Genomic DNA, 16,985 nt, shown 5'->3' with positions numbered 1-16,985 from the left:
TGCGGCGCTTTCGCTTATCTTTAAGCCATTGCGCCAATTAGAGCGCCGGTCTCGGGTCAACGAGGCAAGAAACGGCTTCTTGATTTCGGGGAAAGTCGTCTGGCGGTTTCAGTAATGAACGCTGTCGCCGCTACCGGTCCAATGTGTAGCATCTCGCGGCTTGCGCCGCCCGCTCCATGCCCCCGCCATTGCATTACTGAAGCGTTGTCGCCTGGCTGCCGCAGCCGGTTCCGAACATCGGCAGGCAGCGTCCGGTCATGCACCACACCGTGGCGCCGCTCTCCTGAGGGCCGGCGTTGCCCGCCGGCGTGGTGTTGATGCCGAATAGCAGTCCTGAGAGCAGCCTTGAACCGGGGATCACATGACTACGCCTTGCACGACCGTCGACACTGAACGCACCGTGTTATACGTCGCGAACTCGCCCGATCCGAAACTGGTCGATTTTCTCGCGGCGTCCGGCTGGCAAGCGGTGCACGCAAAAAGCACGGCCGCCGCCGAACGCGTGATCGAGCGCGGCAACATCAAGGTCGGTCTCGTGCAACTGCCCGACGACTGCACGTCGCAGCATCTGTCCGCGCTCGCGTCGTGCATGCGGCGCGCCGAGACCAATTGGGTCGCGCAGATCGTGCCAGGGCAGACAGAAAACGAACTGATCGGCCGCTTCATCCTCGATTACTGCTTCGATTTCGTCACCCGACCCTGGCTGAACGACCGGCTCATGTTCGCGCTCGGCCATGCGCACGGATTGTCGAGCTTGCGTCAGGCGCGCATCGCGCCAGAACCGTCGCTCGGCCGGCACGGCATGGTGGGCCAGTGCGAGGCGATGCAGCAGCTCTACCGCCGCATCGACAAATGCGGGGTGACCCATGCGCCGGTGTTCGTCGCCGGCGAGTCGGGCACGGGCAAAGAACTGACCGCGAAAGCGATCCACGAGCGCTCGCCGCGCGCGGGCCGCGCATTCGTGGCAATCAATTGCGCGGCAATTCCGTCGAGCCTGTTGCAAGCCGAGTTGTTCGGCCATGAACGCGGCGCTTTCACCGGCGCACTGCAACGCAAGATCGGGCGGATCGAAAGCGCGCACGAGGGCACCCTGTTCCTCGACGAAATCGGCGACATGCCGCACGAATGCCAGGCCGTCCTGCTGCGCTTTCTGCAGGAGGGCACGATTGAGCGGCTGGGCGGCAGCGGCCCGATCCATGTCGATGTGCGCGTGATCTCAGCCACGCACGTCGATCTGGACAAGGCGGTCGAAGACGGCCGCTTCCGCTCCGACCTGTATCACCGCCTATGCGTGCTGCGCCTCGTCGAACCCCCGTTGCGCGAGCGCGGCGGCGACATCAAGCTGCTCGCCAACTATGCGCTCAGCATGTACCGGCAGGACGGCGCGCGCAAGCTGCGCGGGTTGTCGCGCGACGCGATCGTCGCGATGTCGAACTACGATTGGCCTGGCAACGTGCGCGAGCTGATCAACTGCGTGCGGCGCGCGGTCGTGATGAGCGAAGGCCGCTTCATCAGCGCCGGCGACCTCGGCCTGCCCGAAGCGGACAGCGGTCCGGCGATCACCCTCGCGGAAATCCGCAGCAAGGCGGAGAAGGACGCCATCGAACACGCGCTGCAGCGGCACGGCTACAAGCTGTCCGAAGCGGCCGCCGAGCTCGGCATTTCGCGCGCGACGCTATATCGCTTGATGCACGCGAACCGGTTGCATCAGGAGCCGCTGGACGTGCGCGCTGCCAACCCGAACGGCGGCACCGATGCGGGCGAAGACGGGCAGCGGCAAGCGCCATCGCTCGCGTGAACCGGCGCGGGCACGCGAGCGTCGCACAGTTCATCACGCGGTGAAACGTCGCAACCGGACGGACGCCATACTGAGTCCACGCGTCTCGTTTCGAAACGCAACCGGAGCTTGCGTATGGCGATCACCTGCTTTATCCGTTATCAAATCGACCCGTTCCAGCGCGATGCGTTCGACCAGTATGCGCGCAACTGGGGCCGCATCATTCCGCGCTGCGGCGGTCATCTGCTCGGCTACTTTCTGCCGCACGAAGGGACCAACGACATCGCGTGGGGCTTGATCGCGTTCGACAACCTCGCGGCTTACGAGGCCTATCGGGCGAGATTGCGAAGCGACGCCGAGGCGCTCGATAACTTCAGGCTCGCGCAGACCCGGCGCTTCATTCTGCGTGAAGAGCGCACGTTCACCGAAGTGGTCGAGGGGACGTTCGGCCTTGCGCCGGTTGGCGCGATGGGCGCGGCCTAATCGGGCTCGTACAGCTGCCGCGGCGTGCCACGCGCGCTGCAGCCGCTGTCTAACGAGCCCATTGGTCCGAGGGGCGGCTGGCCCGCCCGCTTACATGCCGTTCGACATTTTGCCGGCGTTTTCCGAACCAAACGGCGCTCGATACGGGCGGCAAGAGCCGTCGTTCAGCGCGTCCGCGATTCACGTGACTCGCGCGCCGGCCTTGTCTGGGACGCCCTTCGCCTGACCCGAGCATGCGTGCCTTGCGCACGCCCACGATGCCGCGGCCGACGAGGCAAGCTTCCTGCTATCCATCTTTGCCCGGCTTTTGGCCCGGCCCTCGCAGCATCGGTTATCGTTAGGCTTTCCCGCCGATAACTGCGCCCGCCCGCCACCGCGCATTCGCCCCTGACCAGCCCCGAGCCACGTCCAGCGGCCTGCGCCAGCGGAACTTGCGCGATGAACCCGTGTCGGTTCAGGGTCACGCCGCCGAACGCATCCATGCGTTTGGGCACAATCGTCCGCCCTGGTATCCCGCCCGTCTCCCTATGCGAAAAATAGTTCACTTCTGGTTTTTCATTCTTCTCGTCTTCGGCGCGGCGCCGGCCGTCGCCATCGCCGCGGCCCAAGCCACTGCCGCCCATACAGCCGCCACCTCCGGCAGCGCGGTCAGTCTCACGCCCGCGCAGGCTCGCGATGCACTTGCCGTCCTCAATGACCCGAAGCGCCGCGCGCAGGTCGCCGATACCCTCCAGGCGATCGCCGCCGCGGGCGCGTTGAGCGCGCCGGCCGCCGCGTCGGCGGCCGCGCCGGCCGCGCCGGTAGCGGCTAGCGGCGCCGCCGCGCTCGTCCCCGCCGCTTTCACGTCCAATGGACTCGCGTCGCAATTGGCCCGCCAAGGTGCCCATTGGGTGATGCAGCTCGGCAAGTCGCTGCGCGGCTCGGTGGCGGCGCTGCTCGACGTCGCGTCGGTGCGCGCCTGGTGGAACTGGCAGTTGACCAACCCGCATGCGCGCGCGGTGCTAGTGAACGTGCTGTGGTCGCTGCTGGCTGCGCTGGTACCGGCCCTCGTGCTGGAATGGCTCGCGCGGCGCGTGTTGCGCCGCGCCTATCAGGCGCTCGCGGCGCGCCGCGAACGCAACGAAGCGGAGACGGACGGTGCGCCTGTTGATACCGCGCCGCCGTCCGTTGCGCCGGGCGCCGCCCCGCCATCGGCGCCATCGGCCCCGCCATCGGCCCCATTGCCGCCGCTACCGGCAGGGCCGGTGCCGCCAGTGCTCGAAGCCGAGGCTCAGGCCGTTGCCCCGGCTCCGGCTGCCGCTGCCGCTGCCGCAAAAGACAGAGACATCGAGGCCCAAGGCAAACGCAACGCCACCCATCACTGGACGCTGTTGCAACGTCTGCCGCGCGCGCTGCTCGTCACCGTGCTGCGGCTGGTGCCGCTCGCGGTGTTCGTCGGGGTAGCGAGCGCGCTGATGTCGGTCGTCGCCGACGGCGGCACGCCGCAGGACAATGCGCTCGATTCGCTGATCGACGTCTATGTACTGAGCCGGGTGATCGCGATCATCGGCAGCTTTTTTCTGCAGCCCACCGCGCCGCGCCTGCGCCTGTTGCGCATGGACGACGCGTGGGCGGTGTTCGTGCAAAGCTGGATCGTGCGGATCGTCAGCGTGGTGGGCGCGGGCGTGGCGCTCGCCGAAGTCGCGCGAGCGCTCGGCCTGAACGACGCCGCGCATCTCGCGTTCCTCAAAGTGGTTGCGCTCGCCGCCCATGTGATGATTTCGATCCTGATCCTGCGGTGCGCGAGGCCGGTCGGCGACCTGGTCCGCGCGCGCTTCGCGAAGCACGACTCGTTGGCGATATTCGGCAATGCGTTCGCCGATGCGTGGGCATGGTTCGCGGCGGCGGTCGTGATGGCACTGTGGTTCGTCTGGGCGTTCGACGTGCGCAACGGCTATCACGCGCTGGCGCATATCGGCGGCTGGACGCTGGCGATTCTCGTCGGCGCACGGCTTGCGTCGATCGTGGTGTTCGGCGCGCTGGCCCGGCTCTTTAGCGAGCAGGACGAGCCGGAGAAGTCACTCGTGCATCAGCACGCGTACCGCTATTACCCGCTGGTGCGGCGCGTGATCGGCTGGGTGATCGGTATCGTCACCGCGCTGTCGCTTTTGCAGGCATGGGGCGTCGACGTCGTCGACCTGTTCCGCGCCGGCACGATCGCCCACCGGCTCGCGTCGGCGCTCGCGACCATCGGCGTGGCCGCGGGGGTCGCGCTGATCGTGTGGGAAGTCGTCAACGTGGCGGTCGAACGGCGGTTGCACAACTGGACCACCAGCGGCGACCTGATGCGCGCCGCGCGCCTGCGCACGCTGTTGCCGATGCTGCGCACCGCACTCTTCTGCGTGATCGCGCTGGTCGTGGTGCTGACCGGCCTCAGCGAACTGGGCGTGAACATCGGACCGCTGCTGGCGGGCGCCAGCATCTTCGGCGTCGCGCTCGGATTCGGCTCGCAGAAGCTAGTGCAGGATTTCATCACCGGCATTTTTCTGCTGATGGAAAACGCGATGCAGGTGGGCGACTGGGTCACGCTCGCGGGTGTGTCGGGCACCGTCGAATATCTGTCGATCCGCACCGTGCGGCTGCGCGGCAGCGACGGGTCGCTGTTCACCGTGCCGTTCAGTTCCGTCTCGACGGTGAACAACACCAATCGCGGGCTCGGCAACGCGGGCGTGCGCGTCAATATCGTGTTCGGCCAGGACGTCGATCTGGCGATCAGTACGCTCCAGGAAATCGGCGCCGCGCTGCGCGAGGACGAAAAATTCAAGGACGGCATTCTGTCGGACTTCGCGTTCTGGGGCGTCGATGCGGTGGACGGCTCCGCCGTCACGCTGGCCGGCCAGATTCAGTGCCGCGATACGGCGCGCTGGGGCGTGCAGCGCGAATTCAACCGGCGCATCTTCGACCGGTTCCGCGAACGCGGTATCGAGATCGCGAACCCGCAACGCCATCTGCTGAGCTGGGACCCGGCAGGCGAGGCGGCCAGGATAGAAACGGATGACGGGTCGCGGCCAGCGTCGAAGGACACGCTAGCCGTCCCGCCTGACGTTGCTTCTGCCAGGACCGCGACGCGCAAGGGCGACGCGCCGGTCGACGATCAGATTCCGGTCGATCCCAAGCCCGCGGGCGGTCCGGGCACACCCGGCAATCCGAGGAGCACTTCCCCGCATCAGTGAAGCGACGCGCGGCCGTCGCCGTGCGGCCACGCGCGTCGGCGTCCGTGCGTAACGATGCCTACCGATGCGCGAGGCAACGCATGATGCGCGGCGCGCTGCATCACACGATCCCACCCCGGCGAGCGCGCGAAGCATCACGTTGCGGATCGCCGGAGTGTCAGCGCACCTGCCACCAACGCGGCAACAACCGCCGCACTTCGGGCCGCCGGTAGCGGTCGTCGATCAGGTACACCACGCCCTCGTCCTGCTCGGTGCGGATCACGCGCCCGGCGGCCTGCACGACCTTCTGCAAGCCCGGATACAGATACATGTAGTCGTAGCCGTTGCCGAACCTCGCGTCCAGCGTGCGGCGCATCTGCTCGTTGACGTCGTTCATCTGCGGCAAGCCGAGCGTGGCGATGAACGCGCCGATCAGTTGCTGGCCGACCAGATCGATGCCCTCGGCAAACGCGCCGCCCAGCACCGCGAAGCCGACGCCCTGATTCATGGTCCGAAAGCGCGCGAGAAACGCGTCGCGTGCAGCTTCGTCCATGCCGGGTTGCTGGGCCCAGATCGGCAAATCCGGATGGCGCAGCCGCATCAACTCCACTACGCGCTGCAAATACTCGAAACTGCTCAGGAACCCCAGGTAATTGCCCGGCTGCGCCGCATACTGCTTCGCGATCAGCTCGACGATCGGCGCCAGCGAGCGTTCGCGGTCGCGCCAGCGCGTCGATACATTGCCGGCCACGCACACCTGCAATTGCTCCGCGCGAAATGGCCCTTGCACGTCGAGCCATTGCGTCTCTTCCGGAAGCCCCAGTGTGTCGCGATAGAAATGGTGCGGGCTGAGCGTGCCGGAGAACATCACGGTGGTGCGGGCCGCCGCATAGCGCGGCGCGAGAAACGGCGCCGGAATGACGTTGCGCACGCATAGTGTGGCGCTCCTCTTGTCGCGCGGCGCATCACGGTCGCTAGCCAGCGTCACGTCGAAAATGGCATGCTCGCCGAATTGCTCGGCCAGCGCGACGAAATGCATCGCGTCGAAGAAAAAGCGCAGCGACGCCTGGTCGATCGAAAGCGGCGCTTCGGCGAGTTGATCCGTGACCGCGCCGATCAGATTCTGCGCGGCCGACAGCAGTTTGCCGGGGACATTCGCGTACACCTGATACGTGTCGGTCTGCGCCCGTTTGAGCGCGCTCCACTCGCGCTGCAAGCGTTCGAGCGGCTTGCGCAGGCCGGCTGGTGCAGTCTTGCGCGCGAGCCTGAACGCAGCCTGATCGAGCGACGCCGTGTACATGCGCCGCGCACGGTCGAGCAGATTGTGCGCTTCGTCGACCAGCACGCCGACGCGCCACTGATTGATTTGCGTCAGCGCGTAAAGCATCGCGCTGCCGTCGTAATAGTAGTTGTAGTCGCCGATGACGACGTCGGCCCAGCGCGCCAGCTCCTGGGCCAGATAGTACGGACAGACCTCGTGTGCGAGCGCCGCTGCGCGCACTGCCGCGCGATCCATGCGCGGCGCCGCGAGCGCCGCGCTGCGGGCCGCGCCGAGCCGGTCATAGAAGCCGCGCGCGAGCGGACAGGACTCGCCGTTGCACGCTTTGTCGGGATGCTCGCAGGCCTTCTCGCGCGCAACCAGCTCCAGCGTCCTCAACGGCAACGGCGCACCGCACGATGCGGCGCTGCTGTGCAGCGATTCGATCGCGTCGAGGGCGAGCGCCCGCCCCGGCGTCTTCGCGGTCAGAAAGAAGATCCGGTCGATGTGCTGCGCCCCGCACGCCTTGAGCAACGGGAAAATCGTCGCGAGCGTCTTGCCGATACCCGTGGGCGCTTGCGCCATCAACGGCTGGCCGTCCCGCGCCGCGCGATACACCGATACCGCGAGTTCGCGCTGCCCGCTGCGAAACTGCCCATGCGGAAACTGCAGCGCACCGAGCGCGGCATTGCGCCCGACGTAATGCGCCTCTTCCTGCACCGCCCAATCGAGAAATCGTTCGCACTGCTCGATAAAGAAAATCTCCAGTTCGCGAGCGCTATGCGTTTGCGTCAGCAGGGTTTCCTTCTGAGCGCCGATCTCGAAGTACACCAGCGCAACCGTGAGTTCGGCGAGCCCGCGCGTGCGGCACAGCAAATGACCATACACGAACGCCTGCGCCCAATGCAGCGTGCGGTGATTGGCGGGCATCCGTTCCAGATCGCCGCGATGCGTCTTGACCTCTTCGAGACGATTGGCGGCCGGATCGTAGCCGTCCGCGCGCCCGCGCACGGTCAGCCCGCGATGTGTGCCCGTGAGCGTGATCTCGCTTTCATAGCCGGCCGCGCGCCGCCCGGCGACCGTCATATGGCCGGCCATGCCTTCGAGTGACGTCGGCGCGGGCGTGAAGCGCAGATCGAGGTCGCCGCGTCTCGCGGTGAACTCGCACATTGCACGAACGGCCACGACGTAGGTCATGCCGCCGCCCCGGTGTCGATCTCGGCGATGGTCTGCGCCACGGCTCCGGGTTCCATGAGCGCTTGTTCAGCCCACCGCACGTCGAGCACGCGTACCGGCATTCCATGCTGCGCGCAGTATGCGAGCCAGCGAATCTGATTGTCCTGCAAGCGGTCGCCGGGGCCCTTCACCTCGATCAACTCATAGCGGCGTTCGGCCGGCCAGAAGCGAATCAGGTCCGGCAAGCCCGAACGGTTGCCGCGAATATCGCGCAGCAGGCGCTCGAAGCACAGCTTCAGATGCGCGGCGGGCACACAGTCGAGCGCCATTGCGATGAGTTCCGGCGTAAGCAGTCCCCAGAAAACGAACGGCGATTGCAGCCCTGCCTTGCTATTCAGGTGCCGCAAAATCGTCTCGCGATAGAGGCCGCTATCCAGTTGCGCCAGACACGCGGCGAACGATTGCGCGCGGCGCGCGGCGAAATCCGGTGCGTGCAGATCTGCTGGCCCGCGCTGGAAAGGATGAAAAAACGCGCCCGGCAACGCCGCGAAAACCGGCTCCCAACAGAGCAAGCCGAACAGCGAGTTGATCAGCGCGTTCTCGACGTAATGCACCGGCGCAGCCTCGCAACTGAGATGATCTCGTGCGACGTATTCGACCGCTTGCGGCGTGTCGGGTTTGGGCAACACCAGCGTGCTGCGTTGGACTGGCCGGGCGGCCGGCAGGCGTGGCGCCGGTTCGCCGCGCTTGCGCCGCAACCTCGGCACCATGCGCGCGATGCGCTGCGCCTCTTCTTCGCTTTCCGGCGCGCTGGCCGCTTCCGAAGCTAGCGCGAACGCCTCGTCGAAGCGCTCGCTGCGTTCCAGCACTCGCATGCGCCGGTAACGTGCGCCGGGCCATGCGCAGCTTTCGTAAACGGCGAGCGCGGGGCTCCAATGGTGCCGGCGTTCGCAATCCTGGCCGATACGAAACAGCAATTTCGCGCGTCGCGACTGGAGCCACGGGTTCGCGGTTTCGATCGCGGCGACCGTCGCGACGAGTTCCTCGTACGCCGCCGCCGTGCCGTCGCTGGAAAGGCACGCCAGTGCCTCGCGGCACGCGTGCAGCGCGAGGTAGATGTCGATGTCCGCGCGTTGCTGAAACGCACGCGACGACGGCGCGAACGCCACCTTCTCGTACTGGAACACGCCTAGATCGGCGAGCACGAACTCCGACCAGTCTTGCTGCAAATTGCCGAAGAACATCAGGCGCAGCCGTTCACAAAGCGGCGCAATGACGACGTGAAGGACGCAATCCGTAGTCTGCGGATGCCATGCGCAAAGCGGTCGCTCTGCGTCGTTATCGCCTGGATGAAACGGCCGCAGCGTTTCCAGCAGATCCGCTTTGCGCAGGCTCCTGGCACCGGGAATCAACGCGATGGTGCGCGCGAATGTGTCCAGTAACTGCACGCGCGTGCTGAGCGCAAACAGAGCGTCTAGTGAGAGCTTCGGCCGAGTGTCGATCCAGCCGAGCGCCGCCATCGGCGCGGCCGCCTGCAACGGACAGCCAATCTCGTCGTAAGACAGCCGGCTCGCGCGAAACAGGGTGCCTTTGCGCATCAGCATGCGCACGAGCAGCGCCCGGGCTGGCTGCGGCAAGCCCACGAAAGCGTGAATGAACGCATGCTCGTGCGCGTCCATCAGATCGCGGTAACGCGTGGCGAGCCACGCCAGCGCGCGCTCGAAGTTCAGCAGGTAGTAAGGAGCGTCAGAAGGGGAATCTGACCGAGCATGGGTTGCCACGGCTTGTGCATCACCTGTATGTTTATACAGTGATGATAGCAAAGTCGGCCGCGGCGGCGGCCGGCCGGCGCTCAGCGATAAAACGCGGCACGCATCCCAACTGCAGCGGAAAATGCCTCAGGCGGCCAGCCAGACCACCGTCAACGAGCGCACGCCCTGTGCGCCGCGAATCAGCACGCCTTCGATATCGGCTGTCGCAGACGGCCCCGTGACGAGCGCCGCATAACGCGCGTCGCGGAAATCGTCGCGCCGGTAGACGTCCTGCAAGCCGTCGACCAGTTGCGCGGGATCGAGCAACACGATCAGATGCTGGACGATATAACCCAGCGCGTTGACCACGTACTCGCGTTCGCTGAACCAGACGGAGCCGGTTTCGGCCACCCCAAAGCGTGCACGCACCACGCCGACGTCGACGTCCTGCAGCGAAGCAGGCTCGGTGTCCGCCGTCAGCGCGCGCGTACCCGGCACCTGGGCGCTTGCCGATGCAATCGACACCGCATCGCCGAAGCGCTCGCGGATCAGGGCGCTCGCCTCGCCGGCAGTCGCCGCCTCGGCACAGGTGCCGCCCATCGCCTGCAATGCCGCCGTGAAACGCGCACGCAAATCGCCGCCCGGCGTGCTGAACAGCGGCACCTCCGGGCACGGCCGCGCCGACGGTTGCGCGGCGCGCACCTTCGCCAGAAAAGCCTCACGCGTTGCCATCACCGCCTCCGCGATTTTTCTTGTACCAGGCATGGAAGGTCAGCTTCGGCGCTTCCGGCAACTCGCGCTGCTTGCCCCAGATGTTGAGCGGGTTATACAGCACGAAGTTCGGCAGATGCCGCAATGCGCCGCCCATCGACGACACCGTCGCCCGATACAGCGTCGGGCTCCCCAGCAGGCGTCCGGCCATCTTCAACACTTCCTGCTTCACGAACGGCACTTCATGGCGTGCGGCGATCACCGTGCGCCATTTGTAGATCTGCTCGTGAATGTTGATTTTCACCGGACATACGTTCGTGCAGCTGCCGTTGAGCGTCGACGCGAACGGCAATGCGCTGTAGCGCTTCAGATCGAAAGTCGGATTGATGATCGCGCCGATCGGCCCCGAGTAGGTGCCGCCATACGAGAGTCCGCCGCTGCGCCGATACACGGGACAGGTATTCATGCACGCGCCGCAGCGGATGCATTTGAGCGAGTACCAGAAGTCCTCCATCGCGAGCCGCTCCGAGCGGCCATGATCGACGAGGATGAAATGCATCTCGGTGCCCGGACGCGGCGCGCGGAAATGCGACGTGTATTGCGTAATCGGCGAGCCGAGCGCGCTGCGCGAGAGCATGCGGATGAACACGCCGAGATCCGACACCCTGGGAATCAGCTTCTCGATGCCGATCGACGCGATATGCAACGGCGGCACGTTCGCGGACAGATCCGCGTTGCCCTCGTTGGTGCACACCACGACCGTGCCCGTCTGCGCCACCGCGAAATTGCAGCCGGTCATGCCGGCGGTTTTTTCACGCACGAAGTACGGGCGCGTATTCATCCGCTGGCTCTCCGCGAGATAGTGGATGTCGCTGTTCTGCGGATCGGTGCCGATGGTGCGGCCGAACAGCTCGGCAACATCGGCGCGCAGCTTATGGACGGCGGGCACCACCATGTGGCTCGGGTCCTGATGATCGAGCTGCTGGATGCGTTCGCCCAGATCGGTCTCCATCACCGCAATCCCGCGCGGTTCGAGATACTCGCGCATCTTGCATTCGTCGGTGAGCATCGACTTGCTTTTGACGAGCGTGGTCATGCCTCGCTCGGACATGATCTGGTGCACCAGCGCGTTGTGTTCCTCCGCGGTGGCTGCCCAATGTACGACCACGCCGTTGGCCTCGGCAGCCGCGGCGAACTGGTCGAGGTAATCGGCGAGGTGCGACAGCGTATGTTCCTTGATACCCGAGGCGAGTTCGCGCAACGTCTCCCATTCGGCGATGCCATGCGCCTGCGCGTCGCGCTTCTCGCGCAAATCCCACAGACGTTTGTCGTGAAACGCGACATGCTCCGTCTTCTTGATGAAAGCGCCCGCGGCTTTCGCGTGGTCGATGCGGCTCATGCGCGTGCTCCGTTGAGGACCTGCGCGATATGAATGAAGCGCGCGTCGGCCTTCATGCGTTCCGCGCAGCCTTGCTGGTGCATCAGGCACGACATGTCGCCCGACACGATGTATTCGGCGCCCGCATTCAGATGGTCGCGCACCTTGTCCTGCCCCATGCGCACCGACACGGGTTCTTCCGTGACCGAGAACGTGCCGCCGAAACCGCAGCATTCGTCGGGCCTGGCCGGCTTGACGAACTCGATACCCTTCACGCGTTCGAGCAATGCACGCGGCTTCGAAAATGGTGCGCCCGCGATCTCGGACACCGATGCTTCCTTCAGATGACGCAGCGCGCTGCAACTGTTGTGCAAGCCGACGCGATGCGGAAACTCGGCCCACGGAAATTCGCGCGCGTCGACCACGTCGTGCAGAAACTCGACCAGTTCATATGCGCTCGCGCGGACTTTCTTCACTTCGCTCGTCTGTTCGATGGCGGTGAGATGCTCGCGGACATGATGAATGCAACTCGCGGAGGGTCCGACGATGTAGTCGTAGCCCGCGAAATTGCGCGCGAACACGCGCTCGGCGCCGGCTGCGTCGGCATGCGCGCCACTGTTGGCCATCGGCTGGCCGCAGCAGGTTTGCTCCTGCGGATAGTCGACCTCGATGCCGAAGCGTTCGAGCAATTCGAGCGTCGCGATTCCCACTTCGGGGTAGAACGCGTCGATGAAGCACGGTATGAACAGGGCGACTTTCATAGGCTCTTTGAAAAAAAATCGGCGAGCGGGGATTCGCCTACTCTACTGCGGAACCGGGCGCCAAGGCGATCAGGGCTTGCATCAGCCCGGGCGCTTCCGCGCAAGTTTTTTTTGACGGCTGGGCCAGCTTGGTCAGGTTGGTCTGACCAAGAATATAGGGAAGTCGCAGGAGGTGTCAATCGCGAAAGAGAGCGCGCGGCACCACGCGCGAGATGAGAACCGATGCCGGCTCGTGCAGAGGCCGCAGCGTAACAGGCTAGCCGGGGCGACTACGCAGTCTTGCTCTCACGCGACGCCATTCGCGGAGGGATGGGCCGCGTCGTCCTCATACATGCCGCGCACGTATGTCAGGTGACGCTCGGCCGCCTTGCGCGCCTTCTGCGCGTCGCGCGCAATGACGGCGTCGTAGATGGCCTGATGCTGGCTCATCAACTGCTTTTCCATCGCGTCATCGTAGTCGATCAGACGATGATATTGCCGCATGCCCTCGCGTATCAGCGTATGGATGCCGTGCATCACATGAGTGAGCGCGACGTTGTGCGTCGAGTCGGCAATCGCAAGATGAAAGGCCGCGTCCAGTTCAGCCAGATTCACGCGATCCTGCGACAGTGAGCCGGCCTTCAACGCCTCGAAGGCCGCGCTGATTTTCTCGAGGTCCGCCGCGCTCGCGCGCTGCGCCGCGTACACGGTCGAAATGGCTTCGAGCCCCTGGCGCAGCTCGAGAATATCGGCGCTCGTGCGCGGATTTTTCAGCAGCAGTTCGGCGAGCGGTTTGGAGATGATCGGCGCGGTCAGGTCGACCACCGTGAAGCCGCCACGCCCCGACGTTTCAATGTAGCCGTCCGCTTCCAGCCTGATCAACGCTTCCCGCAGCGAGGGCCGCGACACGCCGAGTTGCATGGCCAGATCGCGTTCGGCCGGCAGGCGGTCGCCCGGCATCAGCGTGCCGTCCGAGATCAGTTGCTTGATCTGGTCGGACACCACGTCGGAGAGCCGTTTGCGCGTGAAGGACTGGATCGGGCGGAATTCCATGGGCAGCGATTGGTGAAACCGGTTGACGAGGCAGACTGGCAGGCAATGGCCGATGCCCCTCGTGCGACTTCGAACGCGACTATCGCACGGTGCGTGGATTATACCGTTCGACGGTTCGCCGCATCCGCATGCTGCGCGCGTTGCGCTGTTGCGACTTCAAACGGGCCAACGAGGCCGCTCGAAGGCCATGCTTCGCGTGGGTCCGCGAATCTCAGCGCGCGCCCGCTTGATAGAAGTTCACCAGATCGCCCTTGAGGGCATGCAACGCCTGATCGTCGAGATAGATCATGTGGCCGCTCGGATAGTACGCGAGCCGCACGTTGGCGCGCAGCGCCGCGTCGAGCCCGAGATGGGCCAACGCGTATTCGGTGGCGTAAAACGGCGTGGCCAGATCGAAATAGCCGTTCACCGACATCACCCGCAGTTGCGGATTCTGCCGCATCGCTTCAGCGAGATCGCCGGCCGCATACGGTGCGGTCAAATGCTCGCCCCACCATTCGCGATGTTTCCAGTCCCAGTGGGTCAATGCTTCGTCGTTGAAGACCACGTAGCGATCGGCGGGCGTGAAGTGCAGGTCCTCGGCGAAGTGTCGATGCAGCGCCGCGTCGAAAGCGCTGGACACGCTCGTCACGGACGCGTCGAAATCGGGATGCTCGGACGCATCGTCGAAATCGGTGCCTTCGAAACGCCCATCGTAACGACCCACGCTGCGCGACTGATCGCGCAACAACTCACTGCGAAAGCGCGAAGGATATAGGCGCAGCCGATTGCGCTTCACGTAGCCGACGTCGAGCCCGGTGAACTGCGCAACGCGCGCGGCAATCGCATCGCGCTGCTCGTCGGGCAGCGCATCGCCCTGCGCCAGCGCTTGCGCGTAAGGTCCGCGCGCAAACGCGCGCGCTTCGTCGAGAAAAGCCGGCAAGCTGGCAGGCTTGGGCAAGATCTTGTCGTGATACCAGGCAATCGCCGCAAAGCTCGGCAGATAGCTTTCGCTTTTGAAATCGGACCCGGGTGCAAAGGCTTGAGAGTCGAGCACGGACGACATCAGGATCACACCGTTGAGCGCGATATTGTTCTGCCCCAACCGGTACGCAAGCATCGCGGCGCGCGCGGTCCCGTACGATTCGCCCAGCAGATACTTCGGCGAATTCCAGCGCTGGTTCACCGTCAGATAGCGGTCGATGAACCGCGAGAAGGCGCCCAGGTCCTGGTCGACGCCCCAGAAGTCTTTGCCCGTTCCATGCCCGACCACCCTTGATAAACCCGCGCCCACCGCATCGATAAACACCAGGTCGGTGACGCCGAGCAGGCTGTCGGGGTTGTCGTCGAGCGCGTAGGGCGCGGGCGGCGTGCTGGCCGGACTCGCCGTTCGTACCCGCTTGGGTCCGACCGAGCCGATCATCAGGAACACGCTGCCGGCGCCCGGTCCACCGTTGAAGAGGAAAGTGACGGGGCGCGTCGACGGTGCTTTGGCGGCGACCGTGTAGGCGACGTAGAACACGCTCGCATTGGCCTGGCCGGTTTTGTCGTGCAAGAGCAGGTTGCCGGCCGTCGCCGTGTAGTCGACCTTGTGGCCATCGAGGCGGATCGAATGCTGGGTGACGGTCGAGCTTTCCGGTGGCACGGGTATGGCAGCCGCGGATTTGCCATTGCGCTGTGCCGTATCCGAGCTATCGTTGCGAGCCGCAGAGGGTGTGCGCGGCGGTACGGTGTGCGGATCGTACTGTTCGTCGTTTGCATCGACTTGTCGGCGCGACGTGCCGGTCCGGCTGCGCACGGGCGCCCCGGCTTCCGACGCCGCGCCTTGCGTTGCGACCGGCGCATCGGCATGGGACGAATCATCGAGCTCAGCGGCTGCGCACCACTGGCTCAGCGCGCCCAGCGCGAGCATTGCGCCTGCGAGCGTCGCCAGCGATCGCGCCGTCACTGCTCGGCGTAAAGAAAAATAGAAACGATGGCCCATGGCGTTCCCCCGTGCAAATCTGGATGCGCCGGCGTGCTGGCTCCAGGTGTCTGTCGGTATCCGCCGACCCGCAGACGACCCGGCGCTCGATTCTTGACGCAAGCTTGACCGCCGTCAACAGAAACCTCGCGCGGTGGCTGGCTCATCATCGCTTGCGGTGACCAACCGAAAAAAGATCGAATTGCCGCAGAAAGCCCGGCCCGTCAGCGGGCCGCTTGCCTGAACCCATACCCTCGGACCCGGCACCGGGTCAACGCACCCGCAAGCCATCCACGAACGCCGCGATCCGCTCGCATGCCTCGATCAGCCGGGCCTCTTCCACGACGAAGCCGAGCCGCACGAAGCCATTCGCGGTCTCGCCGAACGCGCTTGCGTCGAGCACCGACACCCGTTGCGCGCGAAACAACTGCCAGGAGAAATCCACCGTCGCGAGACCGGTGCCGCTCACGTCGACCATCATGAACATGCCTGCCTCGGGCAACAGGCAGTGCAGGCCCGGCACACGGTGCAGGCGCTCGAACACCACATCGCGCCGGCGCCGGTAGATCTCGCGCATTTCTGCGGCAATGGCTGCCGTGTTTTGCACGGCCGTCAGCGCGGCCTGCTGGATGAACCCGGGCAAGCCGTACAGCATTGCGAGCGCAAGCCGACCCATGTGCTCGACCAGCTCCGCAGGCCCGACCGCCCAGCCGACGCGCCAGCCCCCCATCGCATGCGACTTCGACAGACTGCCGAGCGTCACCGTGCGTTCCGCCATGCCGGGCAGCGACGCGATGCTCACGTGTTCGCGCTCGAAGGTCAGCCCGGCGTAGACCTCGTCGGAAAGCACCCACAGATCATGCTGGCAGGCAAGCCGCGCGATGCGCTCGAGATCGGCGCGCGGCATCACCACGCCGGTCGGATTGCATGGCGTCGCGAAGAAAATGGCCTTGGTGCGCGGCGTGAGCGCGGCTTCGAGTGCGTCGCAATCGACATGGAAGGCCCGCGCCGGATCGACCGGAACCGCGACCAGCGTCGCACCCGCCGCGCGGACGCAGGCTTCGTAGGTCAGGTACATCGGCTCGGGGACGATCACTTCGTCGCCCGCTTCGAGCAGGCACAGCGACACAGCGAACACGCCGTTCTGCGCACCTGCGGTGAGAATGACGTTGGCCGCGCTCGCCGCGCAGCCGGTGGTGCGCACGTGTTCCGCGGCGATCGCCGCGCGCAGCGGCTCGCGGCCGGACACCGCGCTGTAATGCGTATCGCCTTCGCGCAACGCGGCGATTGCACGCTCGACGATCGGCGCGGGCGTCGCGAAGTCGGGGTCGCCGACGCTCAGCACGATCACGTCTTCGCCGGCGGCGGCCGCAAGTTGCGCGACGCGATGGATTTCCCACGCGGACGTGCGTCTGCCTTGCAGCCGCTCGACCCGATTCGAGTACTTCATTACGCTCACCCGTTTCGCCTGGACCCGCCAATGTAATGGCGCGCGCACGAAACGTCCAGACACGCAAAAAGGCCA

General features: G+C 65.5%; 11 protein-coding genes. 3 read left to right on the top strand and 8 right to left on the bottom strand.

All coding sequences use genetic code 11. The annotated features are described in order from the left end of the window. The first annotated feature begins 361 nt into the window (after positions 1–361). The 3 genes from ABQJ48_RS07570 (at position 362) to ABQJ48_RS07560 (ending at position 5,472) form a co-directional block, all read left to right on the top strand. Positions 362–1,798 (top strand): sigma 54-interacting transcriptional regulator, encoded by a 1,437-nt coding sequence (locus tag ABQJ48_RS07570; RefSeq protein ID WP_367837062.1) that lies wholly within the window; start codon positions 362–364, stop codon positions 1,796–1,798. Positions 1,799–1,912: 114 nt separating this feature from the next. Further along, positions 1,913–2,260, top strand: coding sequence for an NIPSNAP family protein (locus ABQJ48_RS07565; protein ID WP_367837060.1), 348 nt, complete (start codon positions 1,913–1,915; stop codon positions 2,258–2,260). A 527-nt stretch (positions 2,261–2,787) separates the two neighbouring features. Beyond that, complete coding sequence (locus ABQJ48_RS07560) at positions 2,788–5,472, top strand: mechanosensitive ion channel family protein (protein ID WP_367837059.1); 2,685 nt, start codon at positions 2,788–2,790, stop codon at positions 5,470–5,472. 157 nt (positions 5,473–5,629) lie between these two features. Here ABQJ48_RS07560 and ABQJ48_RS07555 read toward each other — a convergent pair whose 3' ends face one another. The 8 genes from ABQJ48_RS07555 to ABQJ48_RS07520 all read right to left on the bottom strand — a co-directional run bounded on the left by ABQJ48_RS07555 (position 5,630) and on the right by ABQJ48_RS07520 (position 16,910). Beyond that, a complete protein-coding gene (locus ABQJ48_RS07555; protein ID WP_367837058.1) occupies positions 5,630–7,906 on the bottom strand; it encodes an ATP-dependent DNA helicase in 2,277 nt (758 codons plus the stop codon). After that, positions 7,903–9,666, bottom strand: a complete 1,764-nt coding sequence (locus tag ABQJ48_RS07550; protein WP_367837056.1) for a VRR-NUC domain-containing protein — start codon at positions 9,664–9,666, stop codon at positions 7,903–7,905. Before ABQJ48_RS07550 ends, ABQJ48_RS07555 begins: the two co-directional genes overlap by 4 nt. Before the next feature lie 117 nt (positions 9,667–9,783). Then, positions 9,784–10,368: a LutC/YkgG family protein gene (locus ABQJ48_RS07545; protein WP_367837054.1), complete on the bottom strand. Its 585-nt coding sequence runs from the start codon at positions 10,366–10,368 to the stop codon at positions 9,784–9,786. Beyond that, positions 10,355–11,746 carry a lactate utilization protein B gene (locus ABQJ48_RS07540; protein WP_367837052.1) on the bottom strand — a complete coding sequence of 464 codons (1,392 nt, stop codon included), beginning with the start codon at positions 11,744–11,746 and terminating at the stop codon, positions 10,355–10,357. Before ABQJ48_RS07540 ends, ABQJ48_RS07545 begins: the two co-directional genes overlap by 14 nt. Continuing rightward, entirely contained in the window at positions 11,743–12,486 is a 744-nt protein-coding gene (locus ABQJ48_RS07535) for a (Fe-S)-binding protein (RefSeq protein WP_367837050.1), read from the bottom strand. Before ABQJ48_RS07535 ends, ABQJ48_RS07540 begins: the two co-directional genes overlap by 4 nt. Before the next feature lie 285 nt (positions 12,487–12,771). Next, the gene (locus ABQJ48_RS07530; RefSeq protein ID WP_367837048.1) at positions 12,772–13,518 is read right to left on the bottom strand and encodes a FadR/GntR family transcriptional regulator; all 747 of its coding nucleotides are present in this window, start codon (positions 13,516–13,518) and stop codon (positions 12,772–12,774) included. Between the two features lie 211 nt (positions 13,519–13,729). Next, positions 13,730–15,481: a S10 family peptidase gene (locus ABQJ48_RS07525; protein ID WP_367837046.1), complete on the bottom strand. Its 1,752-nt coding sequence runs from the start codon at positions 15,479–15,481 to the stop codon at positions 13,730–13,732. A gap of 250 nt (positions 15,482–15,731) precedes the next feature. Next, complete coding sequence (locus ABQJ48_RS07520) at positions 15,732–16,910, bottom strand: pyridoxal phosphate-dependent aminotransferase (protein ID WP_367837044.1); 1,179 nt, start codon at positions 16,908–16,910, stop codon at positions 15,732–15,734. Positions 16,911–16,985: the final 75 nt, after the last annotated feature.

Origin of the sequence: Paraburkholderia suaedae, assembly GCF_040812055.1 — a bacterium.
Taxonomy (GTDB): Bacteria; Pseudomonadota; Gammaproteobacteria; order Burkholderiales; family Burkholderiaceae; genus Paraburkholderia.
The sequence above is the reverse complement of the archived record's forward strand: the minus strand, read 5'-3'. Positions and strand labels throughout refer to the sequence as shown.

Bases quoted from the DNA above. Each gene is read 5' to 3' on its own strand.
- ABQJ48_RS07570 (WP_367837062.1), top strand. From the start codon at position 362: ATGACTACGCCTTGCACGACCGTCGACACTGAACGCACCGTGTTATAC.
- ABQJ48_RS07565 (WP_367837060.1), top strand. From the start codon at position 1,913: ATGGCGATCACCTGCTTTATCCGTTATCAAATCGACCCGTTCCAGCGC.
- ABQJ48_RS07560 (WP_367837059.1), top strand. From the start codon at position 2,788: ATGCGAAAAATAGTTCACTTCTGGTTTTTCATTCTTCTCGTCTTCGGC.
- ABQJ48_RS07555 (WP_367837058.1), bottom strand. From the start codon at position 7,906: ATGACCTACGTCGTGGCCGTTCGTGCAATGTGCGAGTTCACCGCGAGA.
- ABQJ48_RS07545 (WP_367837054.1), bottom strand. From the start codon at position 10,368: ATGGCAACGCGTGAGGCTTTTCTGGCGAAGGTGCGCGCCGCGCAACCG.
- ABQJ48_RS07540 (WP_367837052.1), bottom strand. From the start codon at position 11,746: ATGAGCCGCATCGACCACGCGAAAGCCGCGGGCGCTTTCATCAAGAAG.
- ABQJ48_RS07535 (WP_367837050.1), bottom strand. From the start codon at position 12,486: ATGAAAGTCGCCCTGTTCATACCGTGCTTCATCGACGCGTTCTACCCC.
- ABQJ48_RS07530 (WP_367837048.1), bottom strand. From the start codon at position 13,518: ATGGAATTCCGCCCGATCCAGTCCTTCACGCGCAAACGGCTCTCCGAC.
- ABQJ48_RS07525 (WP_367837046.1), bottom strand. From the start codon at position 15,481: ATGGGCCATCGTTTCTATTTTTCTTTACGCCGAGCAGTGACGGCGCGA.
- ABQJ48_RS07520 (WP_367837044.1), bottom strand. From the start codon at position 16,910: ATGAAGTACTCGAATCGGGTCGAGCGGCTGCAAGGCAGACGCACGTCC.